The sequence below is a fragment of the Candidatus Polarisedimenticolia bacterium genome (genome assembly GCA_036004685.1).
Classification (GTDB): domain Bacteria; phylum Acidobacteriota; class Polarisedimenticolia; order Gp22-AA2; family AA152; genus DASYRE01.
In genome coordinates this window covers 38,125-57,890 of the sequence record DASYRE010000023.1, presented here as the reverse complement: position 1 = coordinate 57,890, position 19,766 = coordinate 38,125, and the positions used below count along the sequence as shown (strand labels likewise).

Below are 19,766 nucleotides of genomic sequence, written 5' to 3'. Positions count from 1 at the left end.
GCCGGCGCGTCAACGCGCCGGAGCAGGAGATTCGGGGGCGACCGCCGCGAGCTCATCGCGGAACTCGGGGTTGATCCGCACGCCCGCCTTCTCGGCGGCGTGCAGGTGGTCCCACGCCTGCGGATAGTCCTTCCGGTAGAGGTAGATCACCGCCAGGTTGTTGTGGACCTCGCCGTAGGCCGGCCGGACGGCCAGCGCCTGGCGGAAATCTTCGATCGCCTGATCGAACTGCTCGAGATTCATCCGGGCCGTGCCGATGAGGAAGTGGATCTCCGGCGGGATCGGCTGCTCGTCGCGAACCAGGATTCTAGATTGTTCCTGCTGGAGCTTCTCGAGGCGTGCCATAGCCTCGCTGATCTCCCCGCGGTCCGTGGGGCGTTGGCTCATCCGCATCTGGTCGATCCGTGCCCTCAGGATGTCCATGCTCTCCTGCAGGCGGTTCCTGCGCTCCAGTTCCTGCCGCCGAGACATCCCCTGAAGGTTTTGCAACGCCGTGCGCGCCCGCATGTAATGCGCGAGACTCGCTGAGTAGTCCTTCCGCAACGTGGCGAGGTTCCCGAGCTGGATATAGCCGTCCGCAAACTCGGGAAAAACGCGGACCGATTCCTGGAATTCCACTTCGGCGTCGGGACGACTGTCTTTTTGAAGCAGCTTCAGTCCTTTCTCGTAGTGGGCCCGGGCCAGCATGACTTTATGGGGATCGTAGGAATCGTCCGCGCCGGCGGCTCCGTTGCGTGCGAAAAGGAGAATCATCGTGAACGGGACTGGGAAGGTCTTGCATGCTGAAAGAAGGCTCATGGCGAACCTCCGGCAGGCTTGAGGAACTTGACCAAGATTTTACCACCAGCGAAGGTCGCCGGGGCCGTAAACTTTTCGCCATCATTCGCTTGACACAGGATCAAAGGGTGATCTAGATTCAATCAAGTGCCGAGTCCTTCGTCAGTTCCGGGTCTCTCTCGCCGGAAGGAGAAGGTTCTCGTGAAGCTCTCGCGGTGCCACGTTGCTTCCCGCCCTGCGGCGGCTCCCGCCGCCTCCGGCAGGCTGTTGACCTGCACGGTCCCATCCGAAAACTCCACTCCTTTCCTGGTCTTCTGAGGAGGAACCATGAAAAGGCACGGCCTGCTCTTCATCTGCCTCACGGCGATGGCGGTCGCCAGCCTTGCGCCCCCCGCCACCTCTCAGGAAATAACCACCGGGACCATCGCGGGCGTCGTCACCGACGATCGCGGACGACCCATCGCCGACGCGGTGGTCACGGCCCAGTCTCCCCAGGGTGCGAGAAGAGCCATCTCCGACAAGAATGGCTACTTCATCATCCCCTTCCTCACTCCCGGCAACTACACACTGCAGATCATCGCGGCGGGTTTCTCCACGATCGTCCAGGACAATATCATCATCAAGCTCAACGAGAAGACGACGGTGAAGTACGCCATGCAGCCGGGCAAGGTGGAAACGATCACCGTCACGGGTCAGGCGCCACTCCTCGATCGGACCTCCACGTCAATCGGCACTAACGTCAAGGTGTCAGACTTCACCGCGTCCATCCCAATCGCCCGGAACTACAGCAATCTCTTCCTGACCGCGCCCGGGGTTGTGAGCGGCGGAGGCACCGGGGCCGGGAACTTTTCGATCGGGGGATCTTCGGGTCTGGAGAATTCCTACCTGATCGACGGCATCAACATCACCAACACCGGCTACGGCGGCATCGGCGCTTACAACATCGTTTATGGCTCTCTGGGAACGGGTGTTACCGGCGACTTCCTGGACGAAGTTCAGGTCAAGACGGGGGGATTCGAGGCCGAGTTCGGCCAGGCCCTCGGGGGGGTCCTGAACGCCATCGTGAAATCAGGCACCAATGAGTTCCGAGGAGGCGTCGCCTTCAACTCGACGTTCCACGAACTTGAAGGATCGCGGGAGCGAGTGAGAACCCTCCTGGGCTCCGTGAATACCCGCGAGGAGGACATTTACGACTTCGCATTCTCTTATGGCGGTCCTTTCGTCAAGGACAAGCTGTTCTGGTTCGTGGCCATCAATCCCGTGGAGACGAAGACGAGGTTCGATGTGCAGTCCATCAGTTTTCCTGTCGGCTGTCCGCCCTCCAATACTCCAGCCGACTGTACCATCGACATCACCACCAACCCCGACATCGCCGGACAGGAGGCCTTTCCGGCATCCCAGCTCGGGCTCCAGGAGAGGGTGCGCCGAAGTTACAACTATGCCGGGAAGCTGACCTGGTTCGTGGCTGCCAACCACCGGTTCGACCTCTCTTTCTTCGGCGACCCTTCCCGGGGATTCAATGGTCCGCAGAACGCCGATACCCAGCAGATTAGCGGTTCGTCCTCCTTGCTTTATAGTGACTATGTCCTGGGAGGCGGGCAGAGCGGAATCCGCTATGGCGCCAATAATGGAGCCCTCAAGTACAATGGAATCCTCACTCCGAAGTTCTTCATCGACGCGCAGATCTCCCGGCACCACGGCCGGTTCAGCGAAACCCCTCTCCTGGACGATTACCAGATCGCGGACCTGCGAGCGCAGCTGCTCGCTAACTCGGGCCAGGTCGAGGTAGGTCCGGTAAACTTCCGGGGAGGCCCGGGGTTCCTGTCCGACCAGCGGGACCTCAGCACGCAGTACTCCGTCAAGCTGACGAACGTCATCGGCAAGCACGAGGTGAGGTACGGTGCGGGGTTCGATGACATCGAATACACCGACAACCAGCACTACTCGGGCCCCAGCTTCACCGCCTTCGTTGCCGCCAGCTGCACCGCGAACCCGGCGGTAGCCTGCGTCCGCAACTCCGATTGCCCCGTTGGCGACACCTGCGACAAGAGCGTTTGGAACAAGACTCCCATCCAGTCGTTTTCAGGGGCGCTCATCGAAGAGAGAGACTCCAATCAGTTCGAAGTCATCCGAAGCCGGTTCCGTCCGGTAGTGCCTCCCACGACCAACAAGGTGTTGAACCTCTTTGCCCAGGACACCTGGCAGATCACTTCCCGTTGGACGGTGAAGGCCGGCGTCCGCGCGACCCACGAAAAGGTGAAGGGCTCGGGGAATTTCACTCTCCCCTACAACCTCGCGAATCCTGGAAGGGTGGGAACCACGACCTTCCTGCCCAGCGGCTACACCTTCGACTGGGAGTATTCTCCACGAATCGGGGCGATCTACGACGTCCTGGGAAACGGGAAAAGCAAGCTCTATGGGAACTACGCCCGCTACTACGAGCAGATCCCGAATGATCTCGCTGTCCGCTCGTTCAGCAATGAGGTCGGGGGGCGGATCGAATACGACGGACCTGATCCGAGGACGGCGACCCAGACCGACACCGTTCACGGGCTCGGGGGAGCGACTACCACCGTCCAGCCCGGGACCCGCCTGCCCTATGAGGACGAGTACATTCTCGGCTACCAGCAGCAGATCCGCCCCGACTTGGCCGTTGAGATCCGGGGAATCTTCCGCTATCAGGGACGAGTCTTGGAGGACACCCAATTCTCGACCATCGAAGCCACCGAAAACTATTACTACGGAACCAACTACGGGTACCCCTGCGACCCATTCCCCAGCTCCGGGACGACCTGTCCCGGGGTGCCGGCAGGGTCGTTCGATGCCGCCCCGTTCGGGAACTACGTCCTGGCCAATCCTGCCGTAAATACTCCAAGAGCCGCGAACTTCCCCGCCCCGAAGCGGGATTACAAAGCGCTCGAGTTCAACATCAACAAGACCTTCTCCAATAGTTGGGCGGTGACGGCCAACTACCGATACGCGCAGCTCAAAGGGAATTACGAAGGACTGTTCCGGAACGATAACGGCCAGAGCGACCCGAACATCACTTCGCTCTTCGACTTCCCTAATTCCCCCCTCATGTCGGGGCAATTCGCATCCGGCTTCCTCAATACGGACCGCACGCACGTCCTGAACGTTTATCCCTATTACCGGTGGCCCAGCGGATTCACGATCGGCGGAGGTTTCAACTGGCAGTCGGGCACTCCCCGCACCCCCCAGCTCGCCCACCCCCACGCCTTATACCAGAACAGCGGTGAGCTTCCGGGCCTGGAGCCGGTCTATGCCTGGTGGTTAGACTCGGATGGCGATGACACGGCCGACACCCTCGATCGAGGCAAAAGCTCTGAGTTCTTCGCCCTGCCAAAGTGTTCCTCCAGCTTGGTCCCCGGCTGCACGAAAAGCAATCTCTTCCTCGTCGACTACAAACACGTTCCCCGCGGACTATTGGGCCGAAATCCGGACATCGTGACCATCGACGTCCATTTTGGCTATCCGGTGAAGTTCGGCGAAAAATCCCAGCTGAACCTGTCCTTCGACGTGTTCAACGTCTTCAACAATCAGGAAGCTCGGCGATTCGACGATAACGTGGAAAGCACCGCGGGAGTCGGGAACCCCGACTTCTTGACGCCCAGCGCCTACGGCGCGCCCCGGGCCATTCGGCTGGCAGCAAACTGGACTTTCTAGGCCATCACGAGGAGAGCATCGGGGGGGCAACCAGGAGGCCCGGACCTTCGACGACAACGTGGAGTCGATCGCCGGGATCGGGAACCCCGTCTTTCTGACGCCGAACAGCTACGGCGCGCCCCGCACCATGCGCCTGGCCTTGAGCTGGAGTTTCTAGCCGCTCGCTCTTCGGAAGATTGATTCGTGAGGGCCCGCCCGTGCGGGCCCTTTTACTGTAAGCCCTCAGAGCGTCCTTCGGAAGAGCATGGTGGCGGCGGTCATGGCGATGATGGAGAAGATCGAGAGGTAGACGAGGTCCCAGCCGATGGCGTCGAAGCCGGTGTTCTTCAGGAGCAGGCTCTTGAGCGCGTGGACGGCGTACGTGAAGGGATCGATCGTGGCGATCCCTTTGAGCCAGGGAGGAAACGCCTGCTGGGGGTAGACGGCGCCGCTCGGGAAGAAGAGCAGGGTATTCAGGACTCCGAAGACAGCGCGGGGAACGAGGGGATCGGTCACGCGCACCATCAGCAGGAACATGAGACTGATGAGGGCGAACGCGGTGACGACGATCACGAGGAACACTTTGACGAGGCGCCAGGGTTGGAGCGGATCGGGGATCCCGGCGATCCACGAGCCGAGCAGTGCCAGGACCGTGCCCGCCGCCACCGCCTTGATCGTCCCGGAGAGATTGAAGCCGCCGATGAGCTCGAGCTTGGAGATCGGGGTGACCAGGTAGCCTTCGTGCAGGCCGCGCGCCTTGTCGTCGATGAAGATGATCCCCCCGCCGATCATCACCATCATGAAGATCGACATGACGACCGTCCCCGGAAGCAGGTACTGGATGTACGGGACGTAGGGATACACCTCAACGACATCCAGACTCACCTGGGTCGGCACCCGCCGCGCGTCCTGAGCCGGCAGGTTCAGGGCGCCCACCAGCCCGCCGACCGACGCGGCCAGCGCGGAGGAGGCGAACCCGTCGGTGTTGTCCTCGATCAAGGCGAGGCGGGATCCCGCCTTCTGCAGCGTCCGCCGCGAGAAATCGGGCGGGATCGTCAGGATGCCGTTGATCTTTCCGTTCTTGAGATCCCGCAGCGCCACGCCCGGATCGGCGTAGAGGACGGGATCGAAGGTCTTCGCGCCGCTCGCGGCGGCGTTGCAGAGCTCGCGGACCTTCACCGCGGAGAGGCCGTGATCCTGATCGACGATTCCGATCTTGAGGTGCTTTACGACGCCGCCGAACGCATATCCCAGCACGACGAGCTGGACGAGCGGGAAGACGAGGGAGATGAAGATCAGCGCCGGGCTCCTGCGGAAACGCCGCAGCTCGCGCTCGATGATCGCCCACATCCGCTGCATCGTCCCGCTCCTACCCGCGCCGCATCATGAACGGGCTGTCCATCGGGGAGGCCTCCTGCAGGGCGTCCCGGAGCCCCCGCCCCGTGTAATGGACGAACACGTCGTCCAGGGTCGTGCTCTGCACGGAGAGCGACTCCACGTCGACCCCGGACTTCCGGGCGGCGTCCATCAGCGCCATCGTGGTCTCGGGACCGTCGCCCGACGAGATCCGGTAGATCCTGTCCTTGCCGGTCACGCTCTGGACGGCTGGAAGCCCCTTCAGGACTTCGGGCCAGCCCTCCGGCACCGTCGAGAAGCTGGCCTCCACGAAGTTCTGTCCGGGGACGGAGGCCTTCAGCTTCGCCGGGGAATCGAGAGCCTTCAGTTCGCCGTGGTCGACGATGGCGATCCGATCGCACAGCTTGTCGGCCTCATCCATGTAATGGGTCGTCAGCAGAACCGTGAGGTCGCGCTGCCCCTTGATGCGCTGGAGCATCTCCCAGACGGCGACGCGCGACACCGGGTCGAGCCCGGTCGTCGGCTCGTCAAGGAAGAAGATCTTGGGCTCGTGGACGAGGCCGCGGGCGATCTCCACGCGGCGGCGCATCCCGCCGGAAAGGTTCTTGACCGGCTTGTCGGCCCACTGCGTCAGCTCCACCGACTCGAGCAGCTCGCGCGTCAGCTTCTTACGGCGCTCGCGTGTCACGCCGTAGAGCTTCGCGTAGATGATCAGGTTCTCCTCGACGCTCAGCTCGAGATCGCTGGTCATCGCCTGGGGGATCACGCCGATCGACTGCCGGACGCCGTTTTGCTGGGTCCGGATGTCGAACTCGTTGACGGTCGCGGTGCCGGAAGTCGGCACGATCAGGGTCGTGAGCATCCGGATGAGCGTCGATTTTCCCGCGCCGTTGGGGCCCAGGAGGCCGAAGATTTCCCCGCGCTCGACCGTGAAGCTGACGCCGCTGACGGCGGTGAAGTCGTCGAACTTCTTCACGATCTGACGGACGTCGATGGCGGCCATCAGGAAATCGGCGGGAGGATCACGTAGGCCGTCATGCCGACGGCGAGGCCCCGGTCCCGGTTGTCGACGCGCAGGCGGATCTCGAAGGTCTTGATGTCCCGCTTGGAGCGGCTCACGTCGCGCTGCGTGGCGAACGCGGCGTCGGCCGCGCGATAGAAGACAACCCCCGGGCGCTCCTTGCCCGAAGGGAGCCGCACGGTCAGACGGTCCCCGAGCCGCACGTGGTCCACATAAGTCTCCTCTACGTCCGCGCGCACCCACAGATCGTCCGGATTGATGAGAGTCAGGAGCGGCTGGCCCGCGGCGACCACTTCGCCGGCGCGGACGGCGCGCACGTCCACCAAGCCGCCGATGGGGGCCCGCAGCTCGGTGTAGGCGAGCCGAACGTCGGCCTTCGTCCGCTGCGCGGCGGCCGCCGCCTGCTCCTGGCGGCTCGAATCGAGCTGGTGCAATCTGACGGCGTTCTGTTCGGCGTTCGCCCGGGCCAGCGCCAGGGTGGCCCGTTGGGCGTCCGCCTGCTTCCGGAACGAGTCCACTTTGGCCTGGGCCGCAGCGTAGGTTGTGCGCGCCTGGTCGTACTCACCCTGGGAAAGGATACCCTGGCTCTTCAGGCCTTCGCTGCGCTCGAAGATCAGCCGGGCGTTCTCAGCGTCCGCCTCGGCGGCGGCGCGCTGGGCCTCCACGGAGGAAACGACAGCCTCCGCCTGCTTGATCTGATCGGTGGTCTGCCGCTGCTGATACCGCAGCGCCGCCTCGCCCTCCTTCACCTGCTCCGCGACTCCCTCGGCGCTGTGAGCGTAGTAGGCGGCGTCGGCCTGCAGCTCGTCCGGCTTGATCACCACGAGCAGGTCTCCGTGCTTCACGACGTTGCCTTCGGTGACCAGGAGCTTGTCGATCTGACCGGCGATCTGCGAGCTGACGATGACGTCGTTCGTGGTCACCAACCCGGTCAAGACCATCGTCCGGGGCCGCGAAGCGAACCAGAAATAGAGGACCGCGGAGCCCGCGATGACGGCCAATGCGATGAAAATGATGGCCTTGCGGTTCATTCGATGTCCCCTGTGCGCTCCGGATGCCCAACGCCTGGGGGATTATATCCTTGCCAACGGCCTCGTCCGAGGACGATGCCCCGTCTCTTCGGAGATGCGCAAAGAGCGGGGCTCCGACACTTTTCGCTCCGGAGAAGGCGGGGAATGACTTCAGAAGGAGGGATTCTGCTTCAGAATTTCGCGCACTTTGCGCGTCATGACGCTCGGAGTGAACGGTTTCTGGATGAAGTTCACCGCCTCCGACGCGATCCCGTGCTGCAAGACCGCGTCGTTCGTGTAGCCCGACATGTAGAGGATCTGCATCTCGGAGCGCAACGATGACAAGCGCTCCGCCAGTTCTCGGCCGTTCATTCCAGGCATGACGACATCGACGAGAAGCAGATCGATCCGGCCGGAATGGCCGGCTGCCAGACGTTCCGCTTCTTCGCCGCTGGAGGCGGCCAGAACCGTGTAGCCGGTATCCTCGAGCACGTGCCGGGCCAGACGGCGCAGAGCTTCGGAATCTTCCACCAGGAGGATCGTGCCGGTTCCGCGCAGGAGCGCGCCGCGCGGCACGGGAATCGCCTCCTTCGCCTGCCCTTGGGAAAGCGGCAGATAGATTGTGAACTTCGTTCCCTTGCCAGGCTCGCTGTGCACCCAGATGTAGCCATTGCTCTGCTTGACGATTCCGTACACCGTCGCGAGTCCCAGGCCGGTCCCCTTTCCCTGCTCCTTGGTCGTGAAGAACGGCTCGAAAACGCGGTTTTGGGTGGCGGAATCCATGCCGGTTCCGGTATCGATGACTTCCAGCATCACGTAGCGTCCTGCCGGCATGGTCACGTGATCGTGCGGAATCGGCGCAGCCACTCCGACGCTCCGGACTTCGACGCACAGCTTTCCTCCCTGAGGCATGGCATCGCGCGAGTTCACCACGAGGTTCATGATGACTTGCTCCACCTGCCCACGATCGGCCAATACGTGGCAGGGCTCCTCGCAACAATGCGTCTGCAGCTCGACGTCCTCGCCGATCAGCCGGCCCAGCATTTTCGACAGTTCCTTGACGGTCTCGCGAACATCGAAGATCTCCGGGATCAGAACCTGCTGGCGGCTGAAGGCGAGAAGCTGGCGCGTCAAGCCTGCGGCGCGCTCGGCGGCCTTGCACATTTCCTGTAGGCTCTTGCGATCTCCTTCGCTGCGCTCCGATCGCGCCAGCATGAGGTTGCCATAGCCGAGAATGACACTCAGCAGGTTGTTGAAGTCGTGGGCGACTCCGCCGGCGAGACGCCCCACGGCTTCCATCTTCTGGGCCTGCCGGAACTGGATCTCCAGCTTCTCGCGTTCCGCCTCGATTTTCTCGCTTTCGATACCCAGCGCGACGTTGTCGGCGATGGTCGCCAGGGCCGTCAAGACGTAGTCGCTCAAGGGGTGCCGCGCGAATAGAGCCATCACTCCGACCAGATGATCCCGCGCGATGAGAGGATGACCGGCGAACGCGGCCATCCCCTCGCGCGCCGCCCATTCTCTATCCCCGACTCGGGGGTCATTGAGGACGTCGTTCGTCAAGTGGGCCTGGCGCTCTTCGGCGATGAGGCCGATCTTGTACTTCCCCACGGGCACCCGGCTGTGGGCGCCATCCAGGTGCGTGTAGAGGCCCGCGCTGGCTTGGAGCTCCAGGACTTGGCCGGCTTGGTCGAGCGTCCAGATGCGCGCGAAGGCCGCGTCGAGGTGTTTCACGACGGCCGCGGCGCAGCGCTGCAACCGGTCGCGCAGGGTGCCGGGCTGGGTCAGGGACATGCCGATGTCCGCGCCAAGGGCGGTCAGACGCACCCGTTCCACCAGCTCCTGTTCGCGGTGCTTCCCTTCGATGAACTGGACGATCTGACTTCCCACCGTAGTGAGCATCGCGACCAGATCGCTGCTCGGCTCCCGGATCTCCCGGCTGAAAAACTCCATAACGCCCAGGACTTCCCCCTGCAGCACGATGGGCAGGCCATAGGCCCCATGCAGCCCTTCGCGCCTCGCCGCCGGGGCCCGCGGGAAGTTGGCGTCTTCCACGACGTCCTGGATCCAAGCCGGCTTGCCGCTGGCCCAGACCCTTCCGGGCAGCCCGACGCCGGGAGCAAAGGTCGTCCGTCGGCTCAGCTCCTCAAACTGGGGGAAGCCGATCCGCGCGGGGTGCCAGATCTCCACGCAGCGCAGAACTTTGGCCTGGCGGTCCACCTCCCAGAGCGCCGCATATTCACACTCGAGTACCTCGCAGACCGACTTCAAAATGCGCGGCGTCGCTTCGGCCAGGGAGGTCGACTTGGCCAGAGCAAGAGCCATGTCGAACTGCGCCGCAAGCCGCTCCTCGCTCCGGCGGCGCCGGGCCTCCTCCAAGCGCGACAATCGCTGTTCCCGATGCAGCGCTTCTTCCGCGTCGACGCGCTTTCTGCGCTCCGCAGCTTCTTCGAGGGCGCGGGAGACCGCAGGCCCCAGGCGGGACAGCCGGTGCTTCAGAACGTAGTCCGTCGCGCCACTACGCAGACTTTCGATGGCGGCTTCCTCACCGATCGTTCCCGACACGAGGATGAAGGGAACGTCCGGGAACCTTTCGCGCGCCAGCTTGAGGGCGGAAAGACCGTCGAAGTCGGGCAGCGCGAAATCCGAGAGGATTAGGTCGACTGCTCCCCGGCCGAGGAGCCGCGCGAACTCGCTTCGTGTCGACACCTGCTCGACCAAGAGGCCCTGCCCCGCTTTCGGCAGAGCCTTCCGGATCAGCTCCGCGTCATTCGGATCGTCCTCCAGGTGAAGAATCCGCAGCAGTCTTTCGGGTCGGCTCGCTTCCGCCGGGTGACTCATGCTCCTGCCAGGTCTTCGGAGAGCCGGTCCGCGGCCGCGGGTCCTTCCTCCTCGTCCCACGCCTTGGGAAGTGAAAAGAAGAACGCGGCGCCCCGGCCGACCTCTCCGTGGGCCCACGTCCTTCCACCGTGCCGGCTGACGATCCGCCGCACGTTCGCCAGACCGATCCCGGTGCCTTCGAATTCCTTCGTTTCGTGAAGCCGCTGGAAGACGCCGAACAGCCTATGGGCGTACCGCGGATCGAAGCCGACGCCGTTGTCCCGCACGGAGATCACGACTTCGTTCCGGGGAGCCTCCGAGGCGATCTCGATGCGGGCTTCCTCACAATTCTGCGTGTACTTCATCGCGTTGGCGAGCAAATTGGTCACGGCCAGCTTGAGCAGCGCCGCATCTCCCCGGACCTCCGGCATGGGTCCGATGTTCCACACGATCCGGCGTCCTCTCGCCTCCTCCTGAAGCTCGCTCTTCACTTCGGAGACCAGGCGGCCCATATCCACCCTGGTATCGCGCATCTCGCGGCGGCCCATGTGCGAAAACGCAAGCAGGTCCTCGATCATCTTCGCCATGCTCTTCGCGGAAGCGTCGATCTTGCCCAGATATCGACTCCCGTTCTCGTCGAGAGCCGAAGCGGCCTCTTCCCGGAGCAGCTCGACGAATCCCTGGATGTGACGTAGCGGCGTTCGCAGATCGTGCGATATGGAATAGCTGAAGGCCTCCAGCTCTTGGTTCGCCTGCTCCAGGCGCCTGGCCCATTCGAGGCGGGCGCGGCTCATGTCGAGGTGCGTCCGCACCCGGGCCTGAAGCTCGCGAGCGGAGAAGGGCTTGACGAGATAATCGTCGGCGCCCGATTGGAGGCCTTCGAGAGTCGCCTCCTCCCCGGCGCGCGCCGAGAGAAGGATGACCGGAACGGTCCGCATCGAGGGATCGGCTCGCAGCTCCCGGAGAAGGCCGAATCCGTCCAGCCGCGGCATCATGACGTCCGTCAGAACGATGTCGGGTCGTTGTTTCTTCGCCATCTCGAGCGCCGAGACGCCGTCGGCGACCGCGATCACGTCGTAATCCTGCGACAGCAGCCGCCGGACGTATTCACGCATGTCGGTGTTGTCGTCGGCCCAGAGAACGCTCGATCGGTGCTGGGAAGCGGCCGCCGCGGATTGGCCGGGAGCGGCGCCCGGCCTCGCTCCGGCGGATGGCATGGCAATCTCGGCCGGCGCGCCGGGCAGCCAATGCAGAGCTTCCTCGACGTAGGCGGCCGCCCCGGTCCCCGGGGAGGCGGGCCTGGGATCGGTCTGCAGGCGCTCCGCCGGAAGGTGAGCGCGCCCCGCCTTGATGGCGACCGTGAAGACGCTGCCTTTGCCCTCCTGGCTCTCGACTCGGACTTCTCCCCCGTGCTGTAGAACCAGCTCCTTCACGAGCGCCAGGCCGATCCCGGTCCCTTCGTGCGACCGTGACTGGGCTCCCTTGACGCGATGAAAGCGCTCGAAGATCCGCGGCAGCTCCTCCGTTGCAATGCCCACTCCGGTATCGTGGACGGAAAGCTCCGCGCCATTCTCGCGCCACCGCAGCTTGATCTCGATGCCGCCCTGGAAGGTGTGTTTGAAAGCGTTCGAGACGAGATTCAGGACGATCTTCTCCCACATCTGCCGGTCCACGTAGACGGGCTCGGGCAAGGGAGGGCAATCGACCGTGAGCTGCAGTCCGGCTCTTTCCACCGCCGAGCGAAACGCGCTGGCAAGCTCCGCCGTCTCCTCTCCCAGATGCGTCGGCTCGTACGTGGCCTGAATCCGCCCCGCTTCGATGCGCGAGAAATCCAGCAGGGTGTTCACCAGCTTCAGGAGCCGGAGACTGTTGCGGTGCGCCGTCTCCAGCCGTTCGCGGCGCCCGGCCGGCAAGGGGTCCCGGCGTTCGGCGAGCTCGTCCTCGAGCGGGGCCAGGATCAGCGTGATCGGCGTACGGAATTCGTGACTCACGTTGGAAAAGAACGCCGTCTTCGCCCGATCAATTTCGGCCAGCGCCTCGGCTCTCTTGCGCTCCACCTCGTAGGCCCGCGCATTGGCCAAGGCCGTACCCACGGCCGCGCCGATCAGGTCGTAGAAGCCGCGGTAGGGCTCGTTCATGGGCAGCCGCGAGCTGACGCCCGCCACCATGACGGCGGCGGGCTGGTCGGTGCCCGGCTGGCGAATGGGCAGGGCGAACGCCGATTTCGGAATCTCAGGGTAAGGACCGACTGGCCGGCCAGCGAGCAGCGTCCCCGTGGAGTCGATCCGGCACGGCAGTCCCGTGCGCGTCACCTCCTCCACGGGCCAGGGACGATTGACCGGCGAGCGCAGATCGATGAGCTTCGGGCTCACGTCGGTTCCAGGCTCCAGTCCTGTCTGGCCGATGAGCCGGGCGCGGCGTGAGTCCCACTCCACCAGATAGAACAAGACGAACGGCAAATCCAGGTCGGATTCGGCAAGCACCTGAGCCGACAGCGCGAACGCCTCTTCCGTGGTCCGGGCCCGGGCCCCGCGGCTGGCGAGCTCACGAAGCGTCTTGGTGCGTCGCTCCGTAAGCATCTGGCTGGTCATCTCGGTAACCGGATGAAAGAGGCCGCCGACCGAGCCCGATTCGTCCGTGATAGGGCTGAACGAGAACGTGAACCACGTCTCCTCCAGAAAGCCATAGCGGTCCAGGAACATCCGCATTTTTTCCAGGTAGGCGCTCTTCCCCGACCAGGCGGTCGCGTAGGCTTCCCCGATGACGGGAAAGGCGGAAGCCCAGCACTCGCGGAAGTCCTGGCCCATCGACGCAGGATGCTTGGCCCCGCAGATGGGCCAGTAGCCATCGTTGTAGATCTGGACGTGGCCGGGGCCCCAGGCGAGGGAGATCGGCGAGTTGGAGGCCTGCACGAGGCTGACGGTGGTCCGCAGGCTCTGCGGCCAGGAATCCATGGGACCCAGAGGAGTCTTGGACCAATCCTTGGCCTTGATCGTCTTAGCCATCTCGCCGCCACCGACGAGCCACTCCCCCCGGGAAACCCTCTCTCGATCGGCCGCGTTCCGCATCAGGCCGTCTTCCGCTGCGTCCCGGCTCCGTCCAGCTCCTTGGACAAGGCTTTGCGGACGCGGCCCAGCTCTGCCTCGAGAAGCGTGATCCACCCCTGGCTCCCGGTCACGGAGCCGGCTCGCCCCAGCTTCTCCAGCTCCATCGACATCGAGGCCATTCGGGTCGCGCCGAGGGTGGCGGCGGCGCCCTTCAACCGATGTGCCGCTCGACCGAGAGCGGCGGCATCGCCGCCGGCGGAAGCTTCCGAGAGCGCGGCGAGACACGCCGGCGCCTCCTCCAGGAACTTCCCGACCAGCAGGCGCAGGAATCCGTCCTCATCGGCGGTGCCCGCCTCCCTTAGCTCGTCCCATATGGCCACATCCAGCGGAGCCTCTTGCGGCAGGGAGCTCTGGACATTCGTCCGCTTCGAGCGAGCCTTGACTTTCTTGTTGGTGGTCTGGGTCGTGCCCGCCGTCTCGCGGTCCTCGTCCCCCGCCTCGGGCCGGAGCCATCGCTCGATCGTTTTGGCGAGCTCCTCGGAGCGGACGGGCTTGGCCAGGTAGTCGTCCATGCCGGCTTCCAGGCACTTCTCCCGGTCCCCCTGCATCGCGTGGGCGGTCATGGCAATGATGGGAGTGTGAATTCCTTTGGACTCTTCCGCCTGGCGGATGGCGCGCGTCGCGGCATAGCCATCCATCTCCGGCATCTGGCAGTCCATCAGCACGAGCCCGTACGGAATTCGCGTGAGAGCCTCCACGGCCTCCAGCCCGTTGGCCGTCACGTCCGCCTGGAAGCCGAGCTTGCCCAGCATGCGGACCGCCACGAGCTGGTTCGTTTCGTTGTCGTCCGCGACGAGAATCCGTTTTTGCCGGCGCGCCTTCGCCTCTCGCAGGCTGTGACGCGTGACCAGCGGCATGGAGGCTTTGCCCCCTGCTCCCCTGATCAGGCTCGAGCTCATCACCGTCGCCAGGCAGTCGTAGAGCTGCGACTGCCGTACCGGCTTGGTCAGATAACCGGAGATGCCGGCCGCCCGGGAAGCCTCGCCTTGGCCTCGGAGACCGACGGAGGTCAGCATCACGAGACGAAGCGCGGCGGTGCGCGGATCGGCTTTGAGCTTGCGGGCGAGTTCGAGGCCGTTCATGCCGGGCATCTGCATGTCGAGGACCACCACGTCGTACGGGCGGCCTTCGAGAGCCGCGGCGAGCGCAAGATCCAACGCCGCGGGGCCACTCTCGGCCTCGTCGGAGTTCATGCCCCACGAACCAGCCAGGACGGAAAGAAGCTGGCGATTCGACCGGTTGTCATCGACATTCAGGATTCGTAGCCCGCGCAGGCTGTCCCGAGGCGCCGGGAGGATACCGGCCCCTTCCGGCTGCCTCTCCAGGCGCAAGGTCACGCAGAACGTGCTTCCCTTGCCTGGCTGGCTCTCGACGCCGATTGCGCCTCCCATCAGGTCGGTGAGCTGCCGGGATATGGCCAGCCCCAAACCGGTGCCTCCAAATTTGCGCGCGGTCGAGCTGTCGGCCTGCGAAAAAGGCCGGAAGAGCCCATCGATCACTTCGGCGGGCATGCCGATGCCGGTGTCCGAGACCTCGAATCGGACCGGACAGGGATCGGTATCCGGATCCAGCGACTTGACCCTCAGGACGACCTCGCCTTGAGCCGTGAACTTGACGGCGTTTCCCACCAGGTTCAAGAGAATCTGGCGCAATCGCCCGGGGTCTCCGCGCAGCGCCGAGGGAACCCCGTGATGCACGACGCAGACCAGCTCGAGGTTCTTCGCCTGGGCGCGCTCGGCGAGCAGGGAGACCACTTCTTCGACGAGCACCGGAAGATCGAAGTCGATCACCTCGAGATGGAGCCGTCCCGCCTCGATCTTGGAGAAGTCGAGGATGTCATTGATGATGGTCAGCAGGGCTTCTCCCGAACGCCGGACCGTCTCGGCGTACTCCAGCTGCTCCTTCGTCAGGTCGGTGCTCAGCAGCAGCCCGGTCATGCCGATCACCGCATTCATCGGGGTGCGGATCTCGTGGCTCATGTTGGCGAGGAATTCGGACTTCATCCGGGCGGCCGCTTCGGCCTCTTCCTTGGCGCGTTCCAGCTCGCCCTCGATTTCCTTGCGGCGCGTAATGTCCTCGACGATGCCCACGTACTCGGTGGCCTCTCCGGAGGAGGTGCGCACCGGGGAGGCGAAGGAGTGGACCCAGCGAATCTCTCCGGAGCTGCGCTGCAGGCGAAATTCGTGATTGATGTCTCTCCCGGCGGCGCTGCAGGCTTTCCATTCCGAGAGCACGCGGCCGCGATCCTCCGGATGCAATGCTCCGAGCCACCCGTCGCCCAGTCCCTCCGACAAGGCCAGCCCGGCGATTTCCGCCCACCGGGCGTTCACGTAGACGCGGTGTCCGGCGGCGTCCGTTTGGTAGATCCCTACGGGGGAGCACTCGGCCAGCAAACGGAAGCGCTCCTCGCTCGTCCGGAGCGCGGCGGTTCGGTCTTCCACCTGACGCTCGATTTCGTCGTTGACGGTCTCGAGGCGCGCCTGGCGCTCGGCGATCTGCCGCATTTCCTCCACTCCTTGCGCGCAGGAAGCGATGAGAAAGATGTCCTCGAAAACCACCCAGCCCGCGTGCTCGATCGTCCGCCAGGGGCTGGCGACGAGCACACCATAGACCGATTGAGGCCAAAGCAGTCCTCGGGCGAAGTGGTCGACGACGACCACCAGGGTCGCCGAGAGAATGACCCGCCAATCCCGGTAGAAGGCCAGGAAGGCCAGGGAGCCGAACACGAAGAAGTGCGTTTCGATACGGCCGCCGGTGAGATGGATTAGGAGGGCCCCGAAAAGCATCTGGCCGACGCCGATGGTGTGCCGCGTGAAGGGACGGCCCGACTGCCAGAGGGCGAGCACGATCGGGAAAACGACGATGGCTCCGCCCAGGAACACCGCTGCCCAGACATGGATGTGGGGCTTACTGAATTGCCCCGCCCAGGTTCGAGGCGAGATGAACAGGGCGGCGATGATGCCCGCGAGCCACTCGAAGGCGAGGAGACCCGCGAAGATGCGATCGGTGCGACGGAGGATTCGGCCTTGGTGCTCCTGGAACAACACCGAGGCTCTCGTCATCGAAGCCTCCGTCATGGAGACGCCCGCCGCCTCGCTCATCGGTAGGACTCCGAAGCCCGAGCGCCGGGCGGGGGATCGTGAAGAGGACAACCGTAGACGGAGTGGGTGGCGTGGGCCGGCCCTCCCTCGCGGATGGCCTCCACGACGGCGTCCTGACCCGAGTTGTCGCCTGCATGCCCGCGCGCCAGTGTGATCCCGCCGCTGAACGCCAGGTGCCCGCTGGCGTTGTACACGAGCGTGTGCCCCGACGTGGCGGTGCCGAATCGGCGCGCTTCGATACCGCCCCGATCGATGTAGGTGTTGACGCCCGGAATCGCGGTCGCCTCCCGTTCGAGCTCCGTGTCAAGCCAACTCACGCTGACGGCCGAAGGCACCACGACGATCAAGTGCACCTCCATTTGCCCGCGGCACCTGGCCATCACCTGCTGGAGCTCTTCGATGCTGGCGCGGGTGCAGGGACAGCGGGGATGAATGGCCATCAGCAAGGCCGGGCGGTGCGCGGCTGGGATCCGGCTCCCTTCCGGCCATTGCAGCGGCGGATGACCCGGATCGCCGGGCGTCGAGGCGAATCTCAGCAAGATCCCCATGCCCCAGACGATGGTTCCCAGCCAGACGGCGATCGCCAGGAGGTGAATCCATCGATGGCCACGAGCGGCCGTTTCTGTTGAAGGGACCTCGCTTCTCACACCTTCTCCGCTTGGCGGGTCCGATTTCGGGCTAAGATTGTCTTAATCCGCGCGGCCAGCCGCTTCGGCTCGACCGGTTTGGCCAGGTAATCGTCGGCGCCGGTCGCCAGCCCACGAGCTTCGGTTTCCACGCTGTCGTCGGAAGTGAGCAAGATGATTCCCGCGCCCCGGGTACGGGCGTCGGCGCGCAGCTCCTGCACCAGCGCGATACCGTCCATCTCCGGCATGTTGAGGTCGCTGACGACGACGTGTGGAGCCGAGTCTCTCGCGATCCGCAAGCCTTCGACTCCGTTGGCGGCGACCAGCACCTCGAACCCTTCGTTCTCCAGGAAATACTTGACCACCGTGACCACCGTGGGGCTGTCCTCGACTACCAGGACCCTCACTTTCTCGCCCTCGGGCAGAGTGGTCGAGGAGTCGTCGATCGCGGGTCCCGTCCTCGGAGCGGCCTGGGAGGTCGTCGTCGCCTTTACCTCGTCGGGGGGGATCACTCGGAGGACTTCCTCGAGCGTCGTGAGCCCGTCCCCGGCCTTCATCACCCCGTCCTCCATCAGCGTCCGCATCCCAGCGCGCCGCGCCGCGGCCCTCGTCTCGTGCTCTGCGGCCCCGCGGGCGATGCGATCACGGAGCTCGTCGTTGATCACCAGGAACTCGTGGATCGCGGTGCGGCCCCGGAAGCCGGTCTGTCCGCAGTTCGGGCAACCCTGTCCTGCTTTGTAGGAGGGATCCGGCCTCGTGACGGTGAACTTCTCCAGGATCTCGGGCGAGGGCGCGCGCGCGATGATGCAATCGGGGCAGGGTTTGCGCACCAGGCGCTGGGCCAGAATGCCGATCAGGGACGCGGCGATCATGAACGGCTCGATCCCCAGATCGAGGAGCCGCGTGATCGAGGAGGGAGCGTCGTTCGTGTGCATCGTGCTCAGGAGCAGGTGCCCCGTCTGCGCGGCCTCGAGCGCGATTTGGGCAGTTTCGCGATCACGGATCTCGCCGAGCAACACGATGTCCGGGTCCTGGCGCAAGATGGAACGCAGTCCGCTCGCGAAGGTGACCCCCGCCTTCGGATTGATCTGCACCTGGCTGATTCCCGCAAGCTGGTACTCGATGGGATCCTCGACGGTGATGATGTTCTTGGCGTGCGATTTCACCCGGTTCAACGCGGCATAGAGGGTCGTCGTCTTGCCGCTTCCGGTCGGCCCCGTGACCAGGATCATGCCCTGGGGCCGCGTCAGCATCTCCTCGAATCGCCGGCGTAGATCGGGAGCGAATCCGATTCCATCCATGCTGACGCTGGCGTTGGCGCTGTCGAGAAAGCGGACGACGATTTTCTCGCCGTGGCTGGTGGGGAGGGAGGAGACGCGGAGATCGATTCGTCGCTTGTCGACCCTCAGGCGGCTTCGGCCGTCCTGCGGCTTGCGGCGCTCGGCGATGTCCATCCCGGAAATGATCTTGATCCGGGAAATCACCGGCTGCTGGAGGTGCTTGGGAATCTGCAGCACGTCCTGCAGAATCCCGTCGATGCGGTGTCGGATCAACAGGCCGTGCTCGTGCGGCTCGATGTGGATGTCGCTCGCCCCTGCCTTCGCCGCGTTGGTCAGGGCGACGTTCACCAACCGGACGATCGGCGGAAGCTTCACGTCCTTCGCCAGCTGGGTTGGATCGATCACCTCGCACTGATCCTCCTGCGAGACCTCGACCTCCCCATCGGGATTCACGCTCGCGAGCATGTCGTACGACATGGCGGTGGACTCGACCGGCTGGAGCGACGAGGCCTTGAGCACCCTGAGGATCGCGCTTTCGGTCGCCATCACCACGGCCACCCACTTGCTGGTCCGGAATTCCACGTCCTGAATGGTGGAATGATCGAGAGGATCCGCCATCGCCACCTGCAGCGTTCCATCCTTCAGTCCCAGCGGCACGACCAGGCGCTTGACACAGAATTCCGCCGGCAGCGTGACTTCGGAGGGTGGCTGGGAAGACGCTTCGGTCAGGTCCTTGTATTCGAGACCAAGGCCGGTTGCGATCGCCCGGCTGACGGACTCCTCCTCGGCGAGCCCAAGGTTCGCCGCGATCCGCGCCAGGGAGCCTCCGTCCCGGGCCTTGATTTCCAGGACTCGCGCCAATCCGTCCGCGTCCAGGAGTCCCGAATTGAGGATGCATTCGTTCACGCGCGGCTCTTTCATGAGCACCTCAAGAACAAGATGTGATGGCGGGCCCCGAGGCTTTTCACCTCTTACGGAGGGCCGCAATTGCAATATAGGCTCCGA

Annotated in this window: 10 protein-coding genes; 1 reads left to right on the top strand and 9 read right to left on the bottom strand. The window is 64.4% G+C overall.

Features of this window, described 5'->3' with window-relative positions:
* Window positions 1-9: 9 nt before the first annotated feature.
* The gene (locus VGR67_05205; GenBank protein ID HEV8335793.1) at window positions 10-798 is read right to left on the bottom strand and encodes a tetratricopeptide repeat protein; all 789 of its coding nucleotides are present in this window, start codon (window positions 796-798) and stop codon (window positions 10-12) included.
* A 306-nt stretch (window positions 799-1,104) separates the two neighbouring features.
* On the opposite strand from VGR67_05205, the gene VGR67_05200 reads away from it, so the two are divergent.
* Window positions 1,105-4,461 carry a TonB-dependent receptor gene (locus tag VGR67_05200; protein ID HEV8335792.1) on the top strand — a complete coding sequence of 1,119 codons (3,357 nt, stop codon included), beginning with the start codon at window positions 1,105-1,107 and terminating at the stop codon, window positions 4,459-4,461.
* A 222-nt stretch (window positions 4,462-4,683) separates the two neighbouring features.
* On the opposite strand, the gene VGR67_05195 is transcribed toward VGR67_05200, so the two are convergent.
* From VGR67_05195 to VGR67_05160, 8 genes are all read right to left on the bottom strand, one after another.
* The gene (locus VGR67_05195; GenBank protein ID HEV8335791.1) at window positions 4,684-5,799 is read right to left on the bottom strand and encodes an ABC transporter permease; all 1,116 of its coding nucleotides are present in this window, start codon (window positions 5,797-5,799) and stop codon (window positions 4,684-4,686) included.
* A gap of 10 nt (window positions 5,800-5,809) precedes the next feature.
* Window positions 5,810-6,799: an ATP-binding cassette domain-containing protein gene (locus VGR67_05190; GenBank protein ID HEV8335790.1), complete on the bottom strand. Its 990-nt coding sequence runs from the start codon at window positions 6,797-6,799 to the stop codon at window positions 5,810-5,812.
* A complete protein-coding gene (locus VGR67_05185; protein ID HEV8335789.1) occupies window positions 6,799-7,848 on the bottom strand; it encodes an HlyD family efflux transporter periplasmic adaptor subunit in 1,050 nt (349 codons plus the stop codon). Before VGR67_05185 ends, VGR67_05190 begins: the two co-directional genes overlap by 1 nt.
* A gap of 150 nt (window positions 7,849-7,998) precedes the next feature.
* On the bottom strand, window positions 7,999-10,668 hold the full coding sequence (locus VGR67_05180; GenBank protein ID HEV8335788.1) for a response regulator: 2,670 nt from the start codon (window positions 10,666-10,668) through the stop codon (window positions 7,999-8,001).
* Window positions 10,665-13,715, bottom strand: coding sequence for an ATP-binding protein (locus VGR67_05175; protein HEV8335787.1), 3,051 nt, complete (start codon window positions 13,713-13,715; stop codon window positions 10,665-10,667). The genes VGR67_05180 and VGR67_05175 overlap by 4 nt, the downstream gene beginning before the upstream one ends.
* Window positions 13,715-16,816 carry a response regulator gene (locus VGR67_05170; GenBank protein HEV8335786.1) on the bottom strand — a complete coding sequence of 1,034 codons (3,102 nt, stop codon included), beginning with the start codon at window positions 16,814-16,816 and terminating at the stop codon, window positions 13,715-13,717. Before VGR67_05170 ends, VGR67_05175 begins: the two co-directional genes overlap by 1 nt.
* Window positions 16,817-16,851: 35 nt before the next feature.
* Window positions 16,852-17,502: a RedB protein gene (locus VGR67_05165; GenBank protein HEV8335785.1), complete on the bottom strand. Its 651-nt coding sequence runs from the start codon at window positions 17,500-17,502 to the stop codon at window positions 16,852-16,854.
* Complete coding sequence (locus tag VGR67_05160; protein ID HEV8335784.1) at window positions 17,499-19,682, bottom strand: ATPase, T2SS/T4P/T4SS family; 2,184 nt, start codon at window positions 19,680-19,682, stop codon at window positions 17,499-17,501. The genes VGR67_05165 and VGR67_05160 overlap by 4 nt, the downstream gene beginning before the upstream one ends.
* Between the last annotated feature and the right edge of the window lie 84 nt (window positions 19,683-19,766).